At 60.8% G+C, this 18,292-nt stretch carries 18 protein-coding genes; 12 read left to right on the forward strand and 6 right to left on the reverse strand.

Annotated elements, in window-relative coordinates; all coding sequences use genetic code 11:
- Positions 1–61: 61 nt before the first annotated feature.
- On the forward strand, positions 62–937 hold the full coding sequence (gene serB, locus ACSQ16_RS02880; RefSeq protein WP_243261760.1) for a phosphoserine phosphatase SerB: 876 nt from the start codon (positions 62–64) through the stop codon (positions 935–937).
- A 50-nt stretch (positions 938–987) separates the two neighbouring features.
- Here serB and ACSQ16_RS02885 read toward each other — a convergent pair whose 3' ends face one another.
- On the reverse strand, positions 988–1,968 hold the full coding sequence (locus ACSQ16_RS02885; protein ID WP_243261759.1) for an asparaginase: 981 nt from the start codon (positions 1,966–1,968) through the stop codon (positions 988–990).
- A 186-nt stretch (positions 1,969–2,154) separates the two neighbouring features.
- On the opposite strand from ACSQ16_RS02885, the gene ACSQ16_RS02890 reads away from it, so the two are divergent.
- A complete protein-coding gene (locus tag ACSQ16_RS02890; protein WP_394805059.1) occupies positions 2,155–2,679 on the forward strand; it encodes an invasion associated locus B family protein in 525 nt (174 codons plus the stop codon).
- A 175-nt stretch (positions 2,680–2,854) separates the two neighbouring features.
- On the opposite strand, the gene ACSQ16_RS02895 is transcribed toward ACSQ16_RS02890, so the two are convergent.
- From ACSQ16_RS02895 to ectA, 4 genes are read right to left on the reverse strand one after another with little or no spacing between them, the layout of a single operon-like run.
- Positions 2,855–4,246, reverse strand: coding sequence for an aspartate kinase (locus ACSQ16_RS02895; RefSeq protein WP_243261758.1), 1,392 nt, complete (start codon positions 4,244–4,246; stop codon positions 2,855–2,857).
- A gap of 50 nt (positions 4,247–4,296) precedes the next feature.
- Positions 4,297–4,689 carry an ectoine synthase gene (locus tag ACSQ16_RS02900; protein WP_067625025.1) on the reverse strand — a complete coding sequence of 131 codons (393 nt, stop codon included), beginning with the start codon at positions 4,687–4,689 and terminating at the stop codon, positions 4,297–4,299.
- A 5-nt stretch (positions 4,690–4,694) separates the two neighbouring features.
- Positions 4,695–5,987: a diaminobutyrate--2-oxoglutarate transaminase gene (ectB, locus tag ACSQ16_RS02905; protein WP_093927518.1), complete on the reverse strand. Its 1,293-nt coding sequence runs from the start codon at positions 5,985–5,987 to the stop codon at positions 4,695–4,697.
- A gap of 53 nt (positions 5,988–6,040) precedes the next feature.
- On the reverse strand, positions 6,041–6,574 hold the full coding sequence (ectA, locus tag ACSQ16_RS02910; protein WP_067937246.1) for a diaminobutyrate acetyltransferase: 534 nt from the start codon (positions 6,572–6,574) through the stop codon (positions 6,041–6,043).
- Positions 6,575–6,808: 234 nt separating this feature from the next.
- On the opposite strand from ectA, the gene ACSQ16_RS02915 reads away from it, so the two are divergent.
- Complete coding sequence (locus ACSQ16_RS02915) at positions 6,809–7,309, forward strand: MarR family winged helix-turn-helix transcriptional regulator (RefSeq protein ID WP_243261757.1); 501 nt, start codon at positions 6,809–6,811, stop codon at positions 7,307–7,309.
- An 89-nt stretch (positions 7,310–7,398) separates the two neighbouring features.
- The gene (rlmN, locus tag ACSQ16_RS02920) at positions 7,399–8,580 is read left to right on the forward strand and encodes a 23S rRNA (adenine(2503)-C(2))-methyltransferase RlmN (RefSeq protein WP_243261756.1); all 1,182 of its coding nucleotides are present in this window, start codon (positions 7,399–7,401) and stop codon (positions 8,578–8,580) included.
- Here rlmN and ACSQ16_RS02925 read toward each other — a convergent pair.
- Positions 8,577–9,707 (reverse strand): NAD(P)/FAD-dependent oxidoreductase, encoded by a 1,131-nt coding sequence (locus ACSQ16_RS02925; RefSeq protein ID WP_243261755.1) that lies wholly within the window; start codon positions 9,705–9,707, stop codon positions 8,577–8,579. The genes rlmN and ACSQ16_RS02925 overlap by 4 nt on opposite strands.
- 240 nt (positions 9,708–9,947) lie before the next feature.
- Here ACSQ16_RS02925 and ACSQ16_RS02930 point away from each other — a divergent pair, with 240 nt between their 5' ends.
- From ACSQ16_RS02930 to ACSQ16_RS02965, 8 genes are all read left to right on the forward strand, one after another.
- Positions 9,948–11,435, forward strand: a complete 1,488-nt coding sequence (locus tag ACSQ16_RS02930; RefSeq protein ID WP_243261754.1) for an ABC transporter substrate-binding protein — start codon at positions 9,948–9,950, stop codon at positions 11,433–11,435.
- Between the two features lie 50 nt (positions 11,436–11,485).
- Positions 11,486–12,430: an ABC transporter permease gene (locus ACSQ16_RS02935; RefSeq protein ID WP_243261753.1), complete on the forward strand. Its 945-nt coding sequence runs from the start codon at positions 11,486–11,488 to the stop codon at positions 12,428–12,430.
- Entirely contained in the window at positions 12,427–13,245 is an 819-nt protein-coding gene (locus ACSQ16_RS02940) for an ABC transporter permease (RefSeq protein ID WP_243261752.1), read from the forward strand. The genes ACSQ16_RS02935 and ACSQ16_RS02940 overlap by 4 nt, the downstream gene beginning before the upstream one ends.
- Positions 13,242–14,207: an ABC transporter ATP-binding protein gene (locus ACSQ16_RS02945; RefSeq protein WP_243261751.1), complete on the forward strand. Its 966-nt coding sequence runs from the start codon at positions 13,242–13,244 to the stop codon at positions 14,205–14,207. The genes ACSQ16_RS02940 and ACSQ16_RS02945 overlap by 4 nt, the downstream gene beginning before the upstream one ends.
- Entirely contained in the window at positions 14,200–14,988 is a 789-nt protein-coding gene (locus tag ACSQ16_RS02950; RefSeq protein ID WP_243261750.1) for an ATP-binding cassette domain-containing protein, read from the forward strand. Before ACSQ16_RS02945 ends, ACSQ16_RS02950 begins: the two co-directional genes overlap by 8 nt.
- Positions 14,985–15,791, forward strand: a complete 807-nt coding sequence (locus ACSQ16_RS02955; protein WP_243261749.1) for a metallophosphoesterase family protein — start codon at positions 14,985–14,987, stop codon at positions 15,789–15,791. The genes ACSQ16_RS02950 and ACSQ16_RS02955 overlap by 4 nt, the downstream gene beginning before the upstream one ends.
- Positions 15,792–16,013: 222 nt before the next feature.
- On the forward strand, positions 16,014–16,583 hold the full coding sequence (locus ACSQ16_RS02960) for a helix-turn-helix domain-containing protein (protein WP_435988586.1): 570 nt from the start codon (positions 16,014–16,016) through the stop codon (positions 16,581–16,583).
- 64 nt (positions 16,584–16,647) lie between these two features.
- Positions 16,648–18,240: an ABC transporter substrate-binding protein gene (locus tag ACSQ16_RS02965; RefSeq protein ID WP_093927507.1), complete on the forward strand. Its 1,593-nt coding sequence runs from the start codon at positions 16,648–16,650 to the stop codon at positions 18,238–18,240.
- Positions 18,241–18,292: the final 52 nt, after the last annotated feature.

Below are 18,292 nucleotides of genomic sequence, written 5' to 3' on the forward strand. Positions count from 1 at the left end.
ATGGCGCTAGGACGCCGGTCATGTCGCTTTGCGCGGCGCGAATGATGCGGATCGGAAACTTATGTTCACGGCAATCTTGTTGACCTCCCCCTCCAACCCCTCTCTCGATGCGGCGCTGGTCGAAAGCCTGCGCAACGCTTGGGGCGGGGGCGACGCACTTTGGCTGGCCCCGGATGAGGCGGCGGAATTCTCGCTGGCCCAGATGCCGGAAAACCGTTGGGACGTTTGGGAAAGCTGCCAATCCATGGGCGTCGATCTGGTGATCGTGCCCAGCGAAGGCCGCCGCAAGAAGATGCTGCTGGCCGATATGGACAGCACGATGATCCAGCAGGAATGTATCGACGAATTGGCCGAAGAAGCGGGCGTTGGCGCGCATGTGAAAGAGATCACCGCCCGCGCCATGAACGGTGAGTTGGATTTCGACGGCGCGCTGCGCGAACGTGTCGGTCTGCTGAAAGGGCTGGAAGCCGCTGTCATCGACAAGGTTTTGGCCGAGCGGATTACCCTGATGCCCGGCGGCGGTGCCTTGGTGGGCACGATGAAGGCCAACGGCGGCTATGCCGCGCTGGTTTCGGGTGGGTTCACTGCCTTTACTGCCAAAGTGGCCGAGATGCTGGGCTTTGATGAGAACCGCGCCAATACGCTGCTGGTCGATGGGGCCGCGCTGACCGGCGATGTGGGTATGCCGATCTTGGGCCGCGAAGCCAAAGTCACCGCGCTGGAAGAGATCACCGCGAAGCTAGGGATCACCGAAGATCAGGTCGTCGCCGTGGGCGACGGGGCCAATGATCTGGGCATGTTGGGGCGGGCTGGCATGGGCGTAGCGCTGCACGCAAAGCCGTCGGTCGCGGCGGAATGCGACATCCGCGTCAATTTCGGCGATCTGACCGCGCTGCTGTTCGTACAGGGCTATGCGCGCACCGAATTTGCGGGCTGAGACTGCGTGGCGCTGCGGCTTCGTTTGAATAAAGCGGCAGCGCGAGAGGTTTAGAGCAGTCCCGCCGCCGGTTTCAGCATCCCGGTTTCTAGCCCACGCCAGTTCGTAATCGGCGTGTTCATCCGCTTGATCGCCGCCGGGTGATTGGCGTCCAGCGCGCCCAGTTTGACCAGCAGCGCGGTGATCGCGCATTCGGCGGCCCGGGTGGTGCCGCAGGCGGCTTTGAGCGCGATGCCCAACTTGCGCTCGGGCCAGATCGCGATGAAGAAGCCTTCGGCCCCAGTTTTCAGTGCTACCTTACCGTCCATTGCCCGCATCAGTTCCGTGCAGGCGCGGCCTTCGCCGGCGACCAGTTCGGGGTGCAGCCGCATGGCTTGGTGCAGGCGCGCTTCGGCAGAGCCTTCGGGGGCGGCGGCGAAATGCGCCATGGCGCGGGCCATGCCGTGTAGGGTGCAGGCCGGGTTGGGGGCCGAACAGCCGTCAATGCCATAGCCGGGCGAGGTTTCTTGGGTGACCGTCTCGAAAGCCTCAAGGCAGGCTTTTTGCACCGCGTGATCGGGCTTTTCGTAATCCGCTCCCCCGCCGAGGTGTTTGTTCAGCGTGAGGAACCCCGCGTGTTTACCCGAACAGTTGTTGTGGATCTGGCAGGGTTTCTCATGGGCGCGGATCAGCGCTTCCATGGCGTCACGGTCATTGGGTTCCTGTGCGCCGCAGCGAAAATCATCATCGCCCAGCCCCAGCGTGTCGAGCCAGACGCCGACACGGTCGGTGTGGATCGCCGCCCCTTGGTGCGAGGCACAGGCAAGGGCCAGTTGTTCGGTGCTCAGACCCGCTGCGTCGGCGGCGCCGGAATTGATCAGCGGCAGCGCCTGGATCATCTTGGAGGACGAACGCGGCAGGATTACCTTTTCCGGATCGCCCCATGCTTCGACGATCTGGCCGCTCGCGTCGCAGATCACGGCATGACCAGAATGAACGCTTTCCAGAAAGGGTCCGCGCCAGATTTCCGCAAATGGGGCTGCTTTGGTCATGAGGTTCATCCTGTTTCTGGGCGAAATCCTGCCAATCAGGGTTTCGTCGGTCGCGCGTTTGCCGTTATTGTGGTTGGTGTCGAACAGATAGCAGACACCCGCAAGAGAGCAACCCGCCCAAGGTTGCCCGGACGGGGTCTGTGGACGTGTTGAGGTCAAGGACGGCTGGAGGCTGGACAGATGGGAATGATGAAGACATGTGGTCTTGCACTTGGGGCGCTCGCCCTTGTGGCAAGTGGCGCCGTGGCGCAGGAGCAGAGCACCAACCGGGTGGCTGCCAAGACCGACTGGAGCGTCTTTGTAGAAGATAACCCGACAGAATGCTGGGGCGTTTCAACGCCTAAGGAAGTCGTCAACACGCGCGATGGGCGTGTGGTGGCGGTGAACCGGGGTCAGACATTGCTGATGGTATTCTACCGCCCCTCGGCTGAGGCCAAGGGTCAGGTCGCTTTCACCGGCGGGTATCCTTTCGCATCCGGTTCGACCGTGACAATGGATATTTCGGGCGATAGCTACGAGCTGTTCACCGAAGGGGAGTGGGCATGGCCTGCAACCACGGCGGATGACGCCAAGATCATCGCCGCCATGAAACGCGGCGCGGATGCGACTTTGGTCGGCCGCTCATCGCGCGGCACACAGACCAGCGACAAGTTCTCGCTGCTGGGGTTCACAGCGGCGGTGGAAGATGCGGCGAAGCGCTGCGGCGGCTGAGAGCGGCCAGAGCAATTTTTGGAACGGCCTCGCGAATTGCGGGGCCGTTTTTGTTTGTGGCAGTGCGTTTGCAACCCGGAACCGGGACAAGCCGTAGGCGCCGGACCTCAGGCATGAAAAAGCCGCGGCTTCCTTTTGGGAGCCGCGGCTAAGGATACGTCGAATGTACCGGGCCTCAGGCCGCCCGCGACAGCGACGTCGCGACTTCTTCCTCAATGAAAGCACCATGCAGCGCCTTGATCACCAGTTGCAGGCTCTCCCGCTCGACGATGAACTGCACATCCACGTTGCGCGGCCCTTGGCTCGCACCGATCGCCGTCTCTCCGGCCTCGGCGATGGCCACGAGGCCCCGCTGCAGTACCGACAAGCCGTTCAGATCGCGCCCGATGACCGAAGCCATCGACAGGGTGCGGGTGGTGATCTCGGCAGCGGGATAAATCTGTGCCAGATCCTTCTCCACCCGGCGCATCGTCTTGAGCGACGCATCAAGGTAGTGCGTAATCGTATTGGCGTTCGAGACCTTCGAGACGATCCGCACATTGTGCCGTGTCAGCACGTCGAGAATCGCGGTGTCATAGCCTTTCACGCCGACCATATCCTGCTCGAACAGCTCGAAAGCCACGATATCGAGGCCCGTGACAATCTCCACCGCAGGCGTCTCGGCCTTGCGGTCGTCGATCAGCGTGCCGGGGTCTTCGGGCTCAAAAGCGTTTGTTACGCGTAGCGGTACGTCAGCTTGGCGCAGGGTCTTGGCTGCCTTGGGGTGGATCGCCTCCATCCCCATGTTCGACAGTTGGTCCGCCACGTCATAGTTCGTGCGCCCGATCTTTTTGACGGCATGCTCGCCGACCAGTTTCGGGTCGCAGGAGGACAAGTGGAATTCCTTGTGAATGATCGCCTCGCGCGCACCCGTCAGGGCCGCCAGCTTGGAGAAGGTCACTTCGGAGTAGCCACGGTCAAACTCACGCATCAAGCCTTCGGCGCATTGTGCATAGCCGGTGACGATGGGCATTTCGGTGTGTGGATCAATGCCGTCCATCGCCTGCTCGATGCGCTCGTCCAGCGTGACATTACCCTCATCGCGCCAACCGGAGAGGTCAACGAAACGGGCATTCACGCCAGCGCGCTGCAGCAGGATCGTGGTGACGAAAGCGGAATGCGCCTCGCCCAACCCGGACAGCAACTCGCGTATTTGCAGCATGTGCTCCGACAGGCGGAAGTGGCCGTAGGCGCAGAGGCGTTGCAGATCGATCAGGCAGTTGCGGGCACCATGGGTGCGCTCAGACACAAAGGCGTCGGCCTGTTCGATGTCACCGGGATGCTCCAGCACCTCGCGGTGCACGCGCTGCATCTCGGCAGACACCCGGGTCAGCGCCTCGTGCCAGCCGTGATCGTTGCTGGCGTTGGCCAGATGCGCATAAACGCCCGGCTCGCCGGATTTCTTATGCTCCAGCAGCAGGTTCGTGATCCCGCCAAAGGCGGAGACCACGAAGACGCGCCCATAGATGTCCTCGCCCTTACGGTCACCGACAAAGAGTGTATCCTTGAGCTGGTTCACGCGGGACATGGACGTCCCGCCGATTTTTTCGACAGTGTGGGACGGTTGAGTCATATAACTTACGCTACCTCCTCGGCAGGCGCATAGGAGCCGTCTTCACGGTGCACTTCGTTGCCGGTGACCGGCGGGTTGAAGCAGCACGCCATGTGCAGTTCTTCCTCTGCGCGCAATGTGTGTTTGTCGTTCAGGTTCAGGGCGTACATCACGCCGGGGGTGATCTCATGGGTCTCGCCAGTGGCGAGATCAGTGATCGAGCCCTTGCCCTTCATGCAATAGACGCTCTCAAAGTGGTGCTTGTAGTGGAACGTGTGTTCCGACCCGGCCTCAAGAACGGTGATGTGGAAAGAGAATCCCATCTTGTCATCAGCCAAAAGCAAGCGTGTGGACGTCCATTGAGCGTCACCAACGTGACGGTCTGTGCCCTGAAGTTTGTTAAAATCACGTACAATCATCGGTATTACTCCGCTGCCAGTTTCATGTTGCCCGTCACGTCACGGGTCGCTTGAAGGAGGATATCAAACCCTTCGCGCATGACCTTCTCCGGTGTGGTGAGCGGGGCAAGATATTTAACGATTTCGTCGTTCGCGCCCGATGTTTCGATCACAAGGCCCAATTCATAGGCACGCGCACAGATCGCACCGGCCAGTTCACCAGAACCAACGTCGACACCCTGCATCAGGCCGCGGCCTTTCAGCGTGGCGCCCTCGACCAGATCGGCAACGTCCTTGAGCGCGGTGGTCAGTACCACGGCTTTTTCGGCCAGCGACTTTTCGAACTTGTCGTCGGACCAGAATTTTTCAATCGCGACGCGGGCGGTGACAAAGGCGTGGGTGTTGCCACGGAAGGTGCCGTTGTGCTCGGCGGGCTTCCAGATGTCATGCTCAGGCGCGATCAGCAGGGCTGCGAAGGGCAGGCCAAAACCGGAAAGCGATTTCGCTTGGGTGATCATGTCAGGCTTGATGCCGGACGCCTCAAACGAGAAGAAGCTGCCCGAACGGCCACAACCGGCCTGAATGTCGTCGATGATCAGGAGTGCGCCATGCTTGCGGGCGATTTTCTCAATGCCCTGCATCCATGCGTCGGAGGCCGCGTTCAGACCGCCTTCGCCTTGGATCGGCTCAAAGATGAGTGCCGCAGGGGCGTCGATGCCCGATGACGGGTTCGACAGCATTGCGTCGATCATTTCCAGCGTGTCGACATTTTTGCCCAGCGATCCCTCGAAGGGCATATGCGTCACATCGGCCAACGAGCCACCGCCCGCGCCGCCGCGTTTGCCTTTGTTGCCGGTCAGCGCCAGCGCGCCCATGGTCATGCCATGAAAGCCATTGGTGAAGGAGATCACGTTCGTGCGGCCTGTCACCTTGCGCGCAAGCTTGATCGCGGCTTCGACGGCATTGGTGCCGGTCGGGCCGGTCATCATGACTTTGTAATCCATGCCGCGCGGCTTGAGGATGTTTTCCTCATAGGCGTTCAGGAACGCCGCCTTGGTGTCGCTATGGAAGTCGAGACCATGGGCGATGCCGTCATTGGTGATGTGTTCCACCAGCGCGGCCTTCATGTCCGCATCGTTGTGGCCGTAGTTCAGCGAGGAACAGCCGGCGAGGAAGTCGATGTAGCGATTGCCTTCGCCGTCAAACATCTCGGACCCACTGGCGCGGGTGAAAACGGCGTTCATGCCACGGCAATAGGAGCGTGCTTCGCTCTCGCGGCGGGTAAAGATCGTTGTGTTCTGTGCCATGTCTTTAGGCATAGGAATATCCTTTCTCTTCAAGAGAATCTGTCGTGTGAATTGTCAGCTGCGGTTTACGCGGCGCGTTTGAGCGCGGCAGTCTCGGGCAGCGTGATCGTCACCATATGTTCGGTGTCATGCGCGCCCTCGAAATGGGCGTCTTTGGTAAAGTGCGGGGCATCCGAAAGGTCGCCGCCGACGTGATTGGCAAAGCTGCGGAACAGCCCCCAGGAGGCGTCGTTGTCCCTGGTGATCGTGGTCTTGAGGGTCTTGGCGTCCTCAGTCTCATCGCGGTTCACCAGTTCCATCAGCATGGTTTTACCCAGACCAAGGCCACGGGCCTTGGGGCTGACGGCGACCTGCCAGACAAAGAAGGCGTCTTGGGCAGGGATCATATGGCCAGAAATCCAGCCAACGATGTCGCCGTCCATTTCCGCTACAACACAAGTGTCGCGGAAGTGGTCGGCTTGGATCAGGTTCGCGTAAAGCGAGTTCTCGTCGAGCGGCTTGCAGTCGCGAATCAACCGCCAGATGGCGGCTCCGTCCTCGGCAATGGGCTTACGCAGCTTGGGTGTGCGGGCTTTCTTTATGTCGAGTTCATTCTGCATCCGGTCGGGGCTCCCTTGTTGTTTCGATAAGCTAAGTAGGGCATGTCCGGTGATACTTCAACATTCAAAGCAAAATACCTGAAAATACGCTTATAGCGTGGTTTCAGAGGCATACTTATGTGCATATTTGTTTCGTAAGACTAATGAAATTGGACCGTTTCGTTTAGCTATACTAAGCATTCAGGGTGGTTTTGACCGATTGCTGAAATTGGCTGCGTTGTGCAATGATGCACCATGACGCAAAAACATCCTGACCGGGTCGACGAGAGTCTAATCGCTTTACGCCGCATTTTGCGGGCCACAGAGCTTTATGCCCGCGATTTGGCGCAGGCTGCGGGGGTCACCCCCGCGCAGCTGCGCGTGTTGCAGATCGTGGGAGAGAAGAAAGACCCAACCGCCAAGACCCTCGCCAACCAGATGGGCGTCAGCCAAGCCACCGTCACCGCCTTGGTCGATAAGCTGGTGGCACGCGAATTGGTATCGCGGCAGCCCTCGGCGCAGGATCGTCGGCAGACCAACATCACCCTGACCACTCAAGGTGAGGATGTGTTGGAGGAAGCCCCTGATGCCTTGCAGCAACGCTACGTCCGCGCCTTTGCGGATCTTGCAGATTGGGAGCAGGCGCAGTTGGTGTCCTCGTTGGAACGGGTGGCGGCGATGCTGAATGTGGACAGTCTGGATGCCGCGCCGGTTCTGGCGACGGGTGAATTGCGGACAAGCAAGAAGGCCTATTGAGCGCGGCTCTATGCCCGCGAGGCCAAACCCTTTTGCAAATCGCGCCATTTCTTATATAGAGACCCATCCCTAGCCTGTGAGTCTTTGAAATGTCCGCTTCCGCGCCCATCACCCAAGACGTGATGACCCTCCCCCGCAAGTTGCCTGAGGGGCCGATCAACCTTGTCGGTCTGACCCGTGACGCCATGCGCGATGTGTTGATCGCAAACGGCACGCCTGAGAAACAGGCGAAGATGCGTGTGGGGCAAATCTGGCAATGGATTTATCAATGGGGTGTGCGTGACTTCGACTCCATGACCAACCTTGCCAAAGGCTATCGCGCTGAACTGGCAGAGAAATTCGTGATCGAAGTGCCTGAGGTCGTGACCCGTCAGGAAAGCGAAGACGGCACGCGCAAGTATCTTGTGCGGATCGCGGGCGGCCACGAGGTTGAGGTGGTCTATATCCCCGAAGAGGGTCGCGGCACGCTGTGTGTGTCCAGCCAAGTCGGCTGCACGCTGACCTGTTCCTTCTGCCACACGGGCACGCAGAAACTGGTGCGTAACCTTACCGCCGCTGAGATTATCGGTCAGGTTATGGTGGCGCGCGACGATCTGGATGAATGGCCCGAGACTGGCACTCGGACCGAAGAGGCCCGTCTTTTGAGCAATATCGTGCTGATGGGCATGGGTGAGCCACTCTATAACTTCGAGAACGTGCGCGACGCGATGAAGATTGCGATGGACCCCGAGGGCATCCAGCTTTCGCGCCGCCGCATCACGCTGTCGACATCCGGCGTTGTGCCGGAAATTCATCGCACCGCCGCCGAGATTGGCTGCCAGTTGGCCGTGTCTTTCCACGCCACCACCGATGAGGTGCGCAACAAGCTGGTGCCGATCAACAAGCGTTGGAACATCGAAGAACTGCTCGACGCCCTACGCGCCTATCCCAAGGTCAGTAATTCCGAGCGGATCACCTTTGAGTACGTGATGCTGAAAGGTGTGAACGACAGCGACGAAGACGCGCATCGGCTCGTTGAGTTGATCAAGGGCATCCCGGCCAAGATCAACCTGATCCCCTTCAACGAATGGCCCGGTTCGCCTTACGAGCGGTCGTCCAACAACCGCATCCGCGCTTTTGCCGATATCGTTTATAACGCGGGCTATGCCTCGCCCGTGCGTAAACCGCGTGGCGAAGACATCATGGCCGCTTGCGGTCAGCTGAAATCGGCGACAGAGCGCGCGCGCAAGTCGCGCAAGCAGATCGAAGCTGAAGCTGGGATGAACGGCTAAGCCAATCCCGCACGGCCCCTTGCAAGGGCTGCAGCAGTAACCCCCTCGGCGGCAATGTCGCCGGGGATATCTTCGCCCCGTACCAGTGCGGCGGCAGCGCGGGCCAGAGCGGGCGCGGTTTGAATGCCATAACCGCCTTGCCCCGCCAGCCAAAAGAACCCTTCCCCATCAGGATCATATCCCGCCACTGGATCGCCATCTGGCACAAAGCTGCGCAGACCGGCCCAGCGGCTCTCAATCCGGCGCAAGCTGAGGTCAAAGGCGGTTTCGATCCGGTCAATACAGATCGCCACGTCCAACTCCTCGGGTTGCGCATCGCAGGGCGCGGAGGGGGTCGCGTCTGCAGGAGAGATCAGCAGCTTGCCTGCATCGGCCTTGAGGTAGAACTGCTCGTCTATATCCACCACCATAGGCCAGCGGTCTGGCAGCATGCCCTCAGGCGGGGCCACGGTCAGCGCGGTGCGGCGTTTCGGGGTCAGACCGACAGGGGTGAGGCCCGCCATTGTGGCGATCCCGTCCGCCCAGGCCCCCGCTGCATTAACGACGAAGGGCGCGTGGAACATGCCCTGATGGGTCTCGACTTGCCAATCGCCCTCCTTGCGGAGCGATAGCACCTCGGCCTTGGTCTGTAAAACCCCGCCCGCCGCGCGGAAGGTTTTGAGGTAATGCTGGTGTAGCCCATTCACGTCTATATCTGCCGCCGAGGCATCGCGCAGCCCGGCAGTGGCATAGCTTTTGCGCAGCAGCGGCACGAGGGTTTCGATCTCCGCTCCGGTCAGCGGTGTCACATGCGGCCCTAGTTCCTCGGCAGTGCGTGCCAGCGATGCTTGCTGGTCCTGTCGTGCAATAAACACTGCGCCGCGCGGCTCCAGCAACGGGTGGTCCAGATAGGGGCTGGCGGGATCGTTGAAAAAGGCGGCGGAGGCGCGGGAAAGGGCGCGGATCACCTTCGGCCCATAGGTCACCGTGAACAGCGCGGCAGACCGGCCCGTGGTGTGATAGCCCGGCTGGCTTTCCCGCTCCAGCAGAAGAACCCGGCGGTCGCTGGAGAGTTCAGCCGCGACAGAAGCGCCCGCGATGCCCGCGCCGACGACAATGCAATCGAAACCGATGGTTGAATTGTTCATAGATGCCCCCTTTGCGCGGAGGCTAGCACCGCCGTCCATTAGGCAAAAGGGCCGAACCACGGTCAATCTCAACCTTATAACCCATCCGGTGAAGCCAGCCAGAGTGTTGCAATTGCATGAAGTTTTTCCGCAGCGCCGCAAAGCCGTTGACCGGACGCCCCCGCCCGTCGCAGTCTGTCATAAAGGGGGCGCTCGGCCGGACAGGTCGCATGGTGCTCCTGCCAACAGGAGTGCTGCCCCATGTCTCATTTGCCCCTCACCAAAACCCTGCCCGCGCTAACACTGGCTTTCGGCCTTATGGCCTCGGCCTCTGCCGCCGCCGAGCTTGTCATCGGTATGCAACAGGAGCCCACGTCGCTCGACCCGACGGCGGATGCCACCGCCTCCATCGACAGCATGATGACGCAAAACGTCTTCGAATCGCTCACAACCGTGGCCGAGAACGGGGAGGTTCAGCCCAACCTTGCGACCTCATGGGAGGTCTCCGAGGACGGTCTGACCTACACGTTCAAGCTCGCCGAAGGCGTGACCTTCCACGACGGCAGCACGCTGGATGCAGAGGATGTCGTCTATTCCTTCGACCGCGCCATGGGCGAGGACAGCGTGAACCCTTCGAAGGACATCTTCGAGCCAATCGAAAGCGTCAAAGCGGTCGATCCGCAAACGGTCGAGATCACGCTCAAGGCCAAAGATGCCTTCTTCCTCTTCAACATGGGGCAGGGCGACAGCGCCATCGTGGCCGCCGAAAGCGCGGAGACCAACAACGCCAACCCGGTGGGCTCCGGCCCCTTCAAGTTTGACAGCTGGACCCGTGGCGACCGTCTGACTTTGGTCAAGAACCCCGATCACCGCGATGCCGCCGATGTGGCGCTCGATAAGGTCGTCTTCCGCTTCATCTCAGACCCCGCCGCGGCGACAGCGGCAATGATGGCCGAAGAGCTGGACGCCTTTCCCGGCTTCCCCGCGCCGGAGCTGCTGCCGCAGTTCGAAGCCGACCCGCGCTTCCGCGTCAACGTTGGCTCGACCGAGGGCGAAGTGATCCTCGCCATGAACAACGCCAAGCCGCCCTTCGACAATGTCGAGGTGCGCCGCGCCGTGGCCACCGCCATCGACCGGGACGAGATCATCGAGGGCGCGATGTACGGCCAAGCCGTGCCCATCGGCAGCTTCTACCCGCCGCATGGCACCGCCTATGTCGACCTGACGGACGCCTATCCGCATGACAGCACCAAGGCCGAAGAGATGTTCGAAGCCGCCGGCGTGGCCGGCACGACGATGACCCTGCGCGTGCCGCCGTTTCCTTATGCCACCCGCTCGGCCGAGATCATTCAGAACCAGCTTTCAGAGGCCGGGATCGACGCCAAGGTTGAGAATGTCGAATGGGGTTTCTGGATCGATGAGGTCTATAAGCAGAAGCACTACGACATGACCATCATCGCCCACACCAGCCCCAACGACATGGGCAATTTCGCCCGTGGGCCGGACTACTTCTACGGCTATGACAATGCCGAGATGACCGCCCTGTGGGAGCAGATCACGACAGAGGTCGACCCCGCCAAGCGCGATGAACTGCTCAAGCAGGGCCAGCAGATGCTGTCGGATCAGTCAGTTCATGGTTTCCTGTTCCAGCTGCCATTGCTCGGTGTTTTCCGTGAGGGGGTAGAAGGCTATTGGTCCTCTTCGCCTGTGCTCTACATGCCGCTCAAGGGCGTCAGCGTCGCCAATTGACCTAAACCGGCTGCGGTGCCACGCGTGCCGCAGCCATTGGACCTGACCCCGTGGCCTATTTCCTTTTCCGCCGCACGCTTGGTTTCGTGCTGACCCTTTTGGCCGTGTCGGTCGTGGTCTTTGCCGTGATGAACGTGCTGCCGGGTGACCCTGCGCTGACGATCCTTGGGATGGACGCCAGCGAAGACGCTTTGGCGGCGCTGCGCGAGCAGTTGGGGCTGAACGCGCCGCTGGTGACGCGCTATGTTTCATGGGTCTGGAACGCCTTGCAGGGAGATTTCGGGATCAGCCATTCTTTCCGTGTCCCGGTCTCGGAACTGATTTCCGAGCGGTTGCCAATGACCATTTCACTTGCTGTGGCGGGGATGTTGGTGACGCTGGTGCTTGCCCTGAGCCTTGGCATCACGGCTGCGGCGCAGCATGGCCGCGCGGGCGACTGGGGGGTGATGTTCCTCAGCCAGCTTGGCATCGCCGTGCCGGCGTTCTGGCTGTCGATCCTCTTGGTGATGCTCTTTGCGGTGAAGCTGCGCTGGCTGCCCCCCGGGGGCTTTGCGGGCTGGGAAAATCCGGTCGCTGCGCTGCGCTCGCTCATTCTGCCCACGGTGGCGCTGGCACTGGTGCAATCCGCGGTACTGGCACGGGTCACGCGGTCTTCGGCGCTGGAGGTGATGCGCCAAGATTTCGTGCGCACTGCGCGGGCCAGTGGGTTGTCGCACCGTCGGATACTGTGGCGGCATGTGCTGCCCAATGCGTTAGTACCTATTGTCACTATTGTCGGGATGCAGTTTGCGGCTTTGGTGACGGGGACCATCGTAATCGAGAACGTCTTCTACCTGCCCGGTCTGGGACGGCTGATTTTTCAATCCATCGCCAACCGAGACCTGCCCACGGTGCAAGCGCTGGTGATGCTCTTTGCCGCCATCGTAGTAACGGCGAATTTCGTGGTCGATCTGCTCTACGTCGCGATCGACCCCCGGCTGAAGGCGCGGGCATGAGGCGGCTTCCCGCGAATTTCTTGTTGGGCGCGGTTCTGGTCAGCTTAGTGATCGGGGTGGCGGCTCTGTCGTTGATCTGGACCCCGCATGACCCGCAGACCATGTCGATCTCGACCAAATTCGCGCCGCCTTCGATAGAGCATTGGCTGGGCACCGATCAGCTGGGCCGCGACGTGGTGGCGCAGCTTATGGCGGCGGCGCGTAATTCGATGACCGTGGCGCTGGTGGCGGTCCTGCTGGGCGGTAGCATCGGCGTAGCGCTTGGGTTGCTCGCCTCGGCGCTTGGCGGTTGGGTCGAGGATGCGGTGATGCGGCTTGCTGATCTGGGGTTCGCCTTTCCGGCGCTCTTGTTTGCAATCATGCTGGCGGCGGTCTTTGGGCCGTCGCTGACCAATGCGGTGCTGGCAATCTCATTTATCAACATCCCCATCTTCGCCCGCGTCACCCGTGCCTCCGCCAACCAAATCTGGACGCGCGATTACGTCGCCGCTGCACGCGCGGCGGGGCGGGGGCGCTTCGTGATCAGCCGCGATCACATCCTGCCCAATATCGCCGCGGCCATCATCGTTCAGGCCACCATCGAATTTGCCGTTGCAATCCTCGCCGAAGCGGCGCTGAGCTATCTTGGCCTCGGTGCGCAGCCGCCTGCGTCTAGTTGGGGGCGGATGTTGTCGGAGGCGCAGACGTTGATGTATCTCGCCCCGCAGCTGGCAATCTATCCCGGCCTTTGCATCGTCGTGGCGGTGCTGGGCTTCGGCCTTCTGGGCGACGGGCTGCGCGATATCACTGACCCCCGACTGGTGCGCGCGCGATGATTGAGCTTAGCAATCTTTCGATCCATTTCGGCACTGCCGCCGCCCTACGCGACGCCAGTTTGGTGATCCGGCGCGGCGATCGGCTGGGCATCGTGGGCGAAAGCGGGTCTGGCAAGACGCTGCTTGCGCTTTGCCTGATGGGCATGGCACCCGACAGCGCGCATCTGACCGGGCGGCTCAGCATCGACGGGCGGGAAATGGCCCGCGCGGCTGAACGGGACTGGCAGAGGCTGCGCAGCCGCCGGGTGGCGATGGTGTTTCAGGAGCCGATGGCGGCGCTCAACCCGCTGCGGCGGGTGGGCGATACGGTGATAGAGCCGATGCTGTTGCACGACGGTCTGACCCGCCGCGCGGCCCGCGACCGGGCGCTGAGCCTGTTCGAAGAGGTGGGCATCCCCGACCCGGACCGACGCCTGCGGCAGTTCCCGCATGAGATGTCAGGGGGGCAGCGGCAGCGTGTGTTGATCGCGCTGGCCTTGGCCTGCAACCCTATGCTGCTGATCGCGGATGAGCCAACCACTGCATTGGATGCCAATGTGGCGCTGCGGATCACCGACCTGCTGCAGCGGCTGGCGCGAGAGCGCGAGATGGCGCTGGTTTTCATCAGCCATGACCTTGCTGCCGTGGCGCGGGCCACCGAAGACATCGTGGTGATGTATGCGGGCGATATGGTTGAGCGGGGCCGCACGTCAGAGGTGCTTGGCGCGCCCGCGCATCCCTATACCAAGGGGCTATTGGGCGCGCGGCCTGATGTCGGTGTGGCGGGACGGAATGCCGATGGGAAACGGCGGCGCCTACCAACCATTCCGGGATCTGTGCCGCCCCTCCAGGGCCTGCCCGAAGGCTGCCGTTTCGCAGGGCGCTGTCCCGTCGAATTGCCCCAATGCGCCACGCAGCGCCCGGCATTCACGCAGACCGAAGTTGCTGCCTGTCACTTATTGACGGAGGCACGCCATGACTGACGTGCCGCTCTTGGAGGTCCGCAACCTCACCCGCCACTACAAGCTGCCACGGCAAAGCCTTCTGCGCCGGGCACCCGTGCTGGCGGCGCTAGAGGGGGCTGCATTTTCGCTGCGCGCCGGAGAGACCTTGGGCGTGGTCGGCGAAAGCGGTTCGGGCAAATCGACCTTGGCGCGGCTCATTATGGCGTTTGAGCGTCCGGAGGCGGGGGAGGTGCTGTTTCAGGGCCGCGATCTGCACGGCTTGACCGCAGAGGAATTGCGCAAGCTGCGGCGCGGCTTTCAGATGGTGTTTCAAGATCCTTTCGGCTCGCTTAATCCGCGCCGCCGCATTGGCTGGTCCATCGCGGAGCCGCTGCGCGCCAACGGAGAGACGGAGAATATCACCCATCGCGTCGCCGAAGCCTTGGAGCAGGTCGGGCTGCATCCAGCCGACGCAGGCAAATATCCGCATGAGTTCTCAGGCGGGCAGCGTCAACGCATCGCCATTGCCCGCGCGATCATAACCCGGCCCGCGCTGCTGGTCGCGGATGAGGCGGTCTCGGCCTTGGATGTGTCAGTGCAGGCGCAGATCCTGAACCTTCTAATGGACCTGCAAGATGATCTGGGCCTTGGCATGGTCTTTATCAGCCATGACCTTGCAGTGGTGGCGTCGATCTGTGACCGGGTGCTGGTGCTTCAGCACGGCAAGACGTTGGAAAGCGGTCCCGCCGCTGATGTGTTGCGCGCGCCTAAGCACCCTTATACGAAAACCCTGCTGAAAGCCGCAGGAGTACGCCCATGACCCGCTTTATCCACCTGACCGACCTGCACATCTCGCACCCCGATCTGAACGATCCACATCTGCAAAGTGACACCCCCGCAACGCTGCGCCGCGTGGTTGAGGTGATCAACGCGATGGACCCGCAGCCCGATTTCGTGGTGGCCAGCGGCGATCTAACAAATCAGGGCGACCGTGAAAGCTATGCGCTGGTGCGCGACATTCTTAGCGATCTGCGCGCCCCTTTGGTGCTGGCGCTTGGCAATCACGACAAACGCGCCGGGTTCAACGCGGTCTTTGCGCCGGGGCTGGCGGATGCGCCTTATTTCCACGATGCACGGCACGGTGACCTGCACGTGATTGCGTTGGATAGTAGCGTGCCGAACAAGGTGGCTGGAGCGCTTGATGATCCGCAGTTCGAGTTTCTTGAGGCGGCGTTAGAGCGCCATTCCGATCTGGCAAAGCTATTGGTCATCCACCACCCGCCGCGCATTGACCCTGATGCGCTGGCTTGGGGCAGTCTTGATGAGGCAAGCAGCGCGCGCTTGGCCGGAATGCTGAAAGGTAAGCACGTCGCGGGGATTTTGTCGGGCCATGTGCATGTGAACCGGGTGAGCCATTGGCATGGTATTCCAGTGGTGATCTCTAACGGGCTGCATTCCACCATCGACCTGACAGAAACGCGCGATCTGCGTATCGTCGAAGGCACCGGATTCGGCCTGTGCGACTGGCATTCCAGCGGGCTAAGCGTTGCATTTGCTCCGCTTGACCCCACGGCGCGTGAACTCGCGCGGATCGGCCACGATCGGCTAAGGTCCTTTGAATAAGAAGATTTTACCCGATCCGGTGCCGAAAATTTAGGCACATCGCCCTTTCGGTAAAAAAATTATTGTTGACCCTCAACCTTTTTAATTTCACACAGCGATACATCATAATGCAATATCCGGCGTTAGATCGGGTTGCTGTTCACGGGGAGGGTGAATTTGCCAACTGCCAATGGCGATAGTGTATCCACACTTGGCGCGCGTATGCGTAGGCAGCGCCACCGTTTGTCCCTGACATTGCAGCAGTTGGGCGAAGCTTCTGGCGTGTCGGTTGGCTATCTGAGCCAAGTTGAACGGGGCAGGGCCACGCCATCACTGGGCACCCTGTCGCAGATCGCGGTCGCCTTGCAGGTTGAGGTTAGCTTTTTCATCCATACCCCCAAGACCCAAGACAGCCTGACCCGCGCGGATGAACGTCAGCGTTTTGCCGTGTCGGGGTCTTCGATCGAATACGAAAAGCTTGGCGCGGATTTTCCGGGGCATGAACTGTCGTCCTACATAATGAACGTGCCACCGGGTTATGCTTCGGAAGAAGTCGTGCATGAGGGCGAAGAAGTGATCTATATCCTTGAGGGAGAGATCGTGCAGGTCGTCGATGGGGGCGAACATATCATGCGCCCCGGTGACAGCCTGCATTACCTCGGCAGCAGCCCGCATTCGTGGTCCAACAAGACAGATAAACCTGCGCGTATGCTCTGGGTTGGCCGGATGCAGTACGATCTGGCCGCTGGCGCCAATAGAATACGCCCGAATGAAGGGGCATTAGCCACCGCATTCGCGTCGTCTCGCCCGTAAGGGCGTATCACCTGCGGCGGACAAACCGCTGCCAAAAAACAAACCAATCAGGAGAGAGAAAATTATGTCTTTTACAACGAAATTGGCCACCGGCGCCATGCTGGCGGCATTGGGTGCCACAGCCGCCTCGGCTCAATCGCTGGTCTATTGCTCCGAAGGCTCGCCCGAGGGTTTTGACCCGGCGCTTTACACAGCCGGCACCACCTTTGATGCCTCCAGCCACCCGATCTACAACCGTCTGGCCGAGTTCAAAGTCGGCACGACCGAAGTCGTGCCTGCGCTGGCTGAAAGCTGGGAAGTCAGCGAAGACGGCATGACCGTGACCTTCAAGCTGCGTCAGGGTGTGAAATTCCACTCCAACGACCAGTTCACGCCGACACGCGATTTCAACGCTGACGACGTGATCTTCAGCTTTGACCGTCAGGGCAACGAAGAAAACCCCTATCACACCGTCTCTGGCGGCACATGGGAATACTACGGCGGCATGTCCATGCCTGACCTGATCGAGAGCATCGAAAAGGTCGACGATTACACCGTGGCCTTCAACCTGACCCGTCCCGAAGCGCCCTTCATCGCCAACATGGCAATGGATTTCGCCTCGATCGTGTCCAAGGAATATGCCGACGCGATGATGGAAGCTGGCACACCTGAGATGGTGAACCAAGCGCCCATCGGTACAGGCCCGTTCCAGTTCCAAGCCTACCAGAAAGACGCGGTCATCCGTTACCTGCGTAACGACGAATACTGGGGTGACCCGGCCAAAGTCGAAAGCCTGATCTTCGCGATCACGCCTGACGCTTCGGTCCGCTACCAAAAGGTGCAGGCGGGTGAATGCCACGTGACGGCATATCCGAACCCTGCCGATGTTCAGGCGATGAAAGACGCCGAAGACATCGTCGTGATGGAGCAAGAAGGACTGAACGTGGGCTACTTGGCTTACAACACGCAGGTTGCGCCCTTTGACAACGCCAATGTCCGCAAGGCGCTGAACATGGCGATCGACAAACAGGCGATCATCGACGTGGTATTCCAAGGTTCCGGCGAAATCGCGAAGAACCCGATCCCGCCGACCATGTGGTCCTACAACGACGCCATCGAAGACGACAACTATGACCCCGAGGCCGCCAAGGCGATGCTTGAGGAAGAAGGCGTGACCGACCTGTCCATGAAGATCTGGGCGATGCCGGTTCAGCGTCCCTACAACCCCAACGCCCGCCGTATGGCTGAGCTGATGCAGGAAGACTTCTCCAAAGTCGGCGTCGATGTTGAAATCGTCTCCTACGAATGGGGTGAGTACCTTGAGCGTTCCAAGTCCAAGGACCGTGACGGTGCCGTGCTGCTGGGTTGGACCGGTGACAACGGTGACCCAGACAACTTCCTCGCGGTTCTGCTGGGCTGTGACGGTGTGGAGAAATCCAACCGCGCCCAGTGGTGCAACGAGGAATTCGACGCGCTGATCCAGAAAGCCAAGGTTCTGCCGACCCAAGAAGAGCGTGCGCCGCTGTACGAAGAAGCGCAGCAGATCTTCAAGGATCAAGCGCCTTGGGCCACTATCGCGCATTCGGTTGTTTACATGACCATGCGCCCCGAAGTTGAAAACTATGTCGTGCACCCGCTGGGTGGCCACATCTTCAACCAAGTTGGCCTGAAGCAGTAACCCTGCCGCTTTGACCAAAGGGGGCGGCATTCTATGCCGTCCCCATTTTATT

The sequence above is a fragment of the Sulfitobacter sp. SH24 genome, from assembly GCF_965641895.1.
Lineage (GTDB): Bacteria > Pseudomonadota > Alphaproteobacteria > Rhodobacterales > Rhodobacteraceae > Sulfitobacter > Sulfitobacter dubius.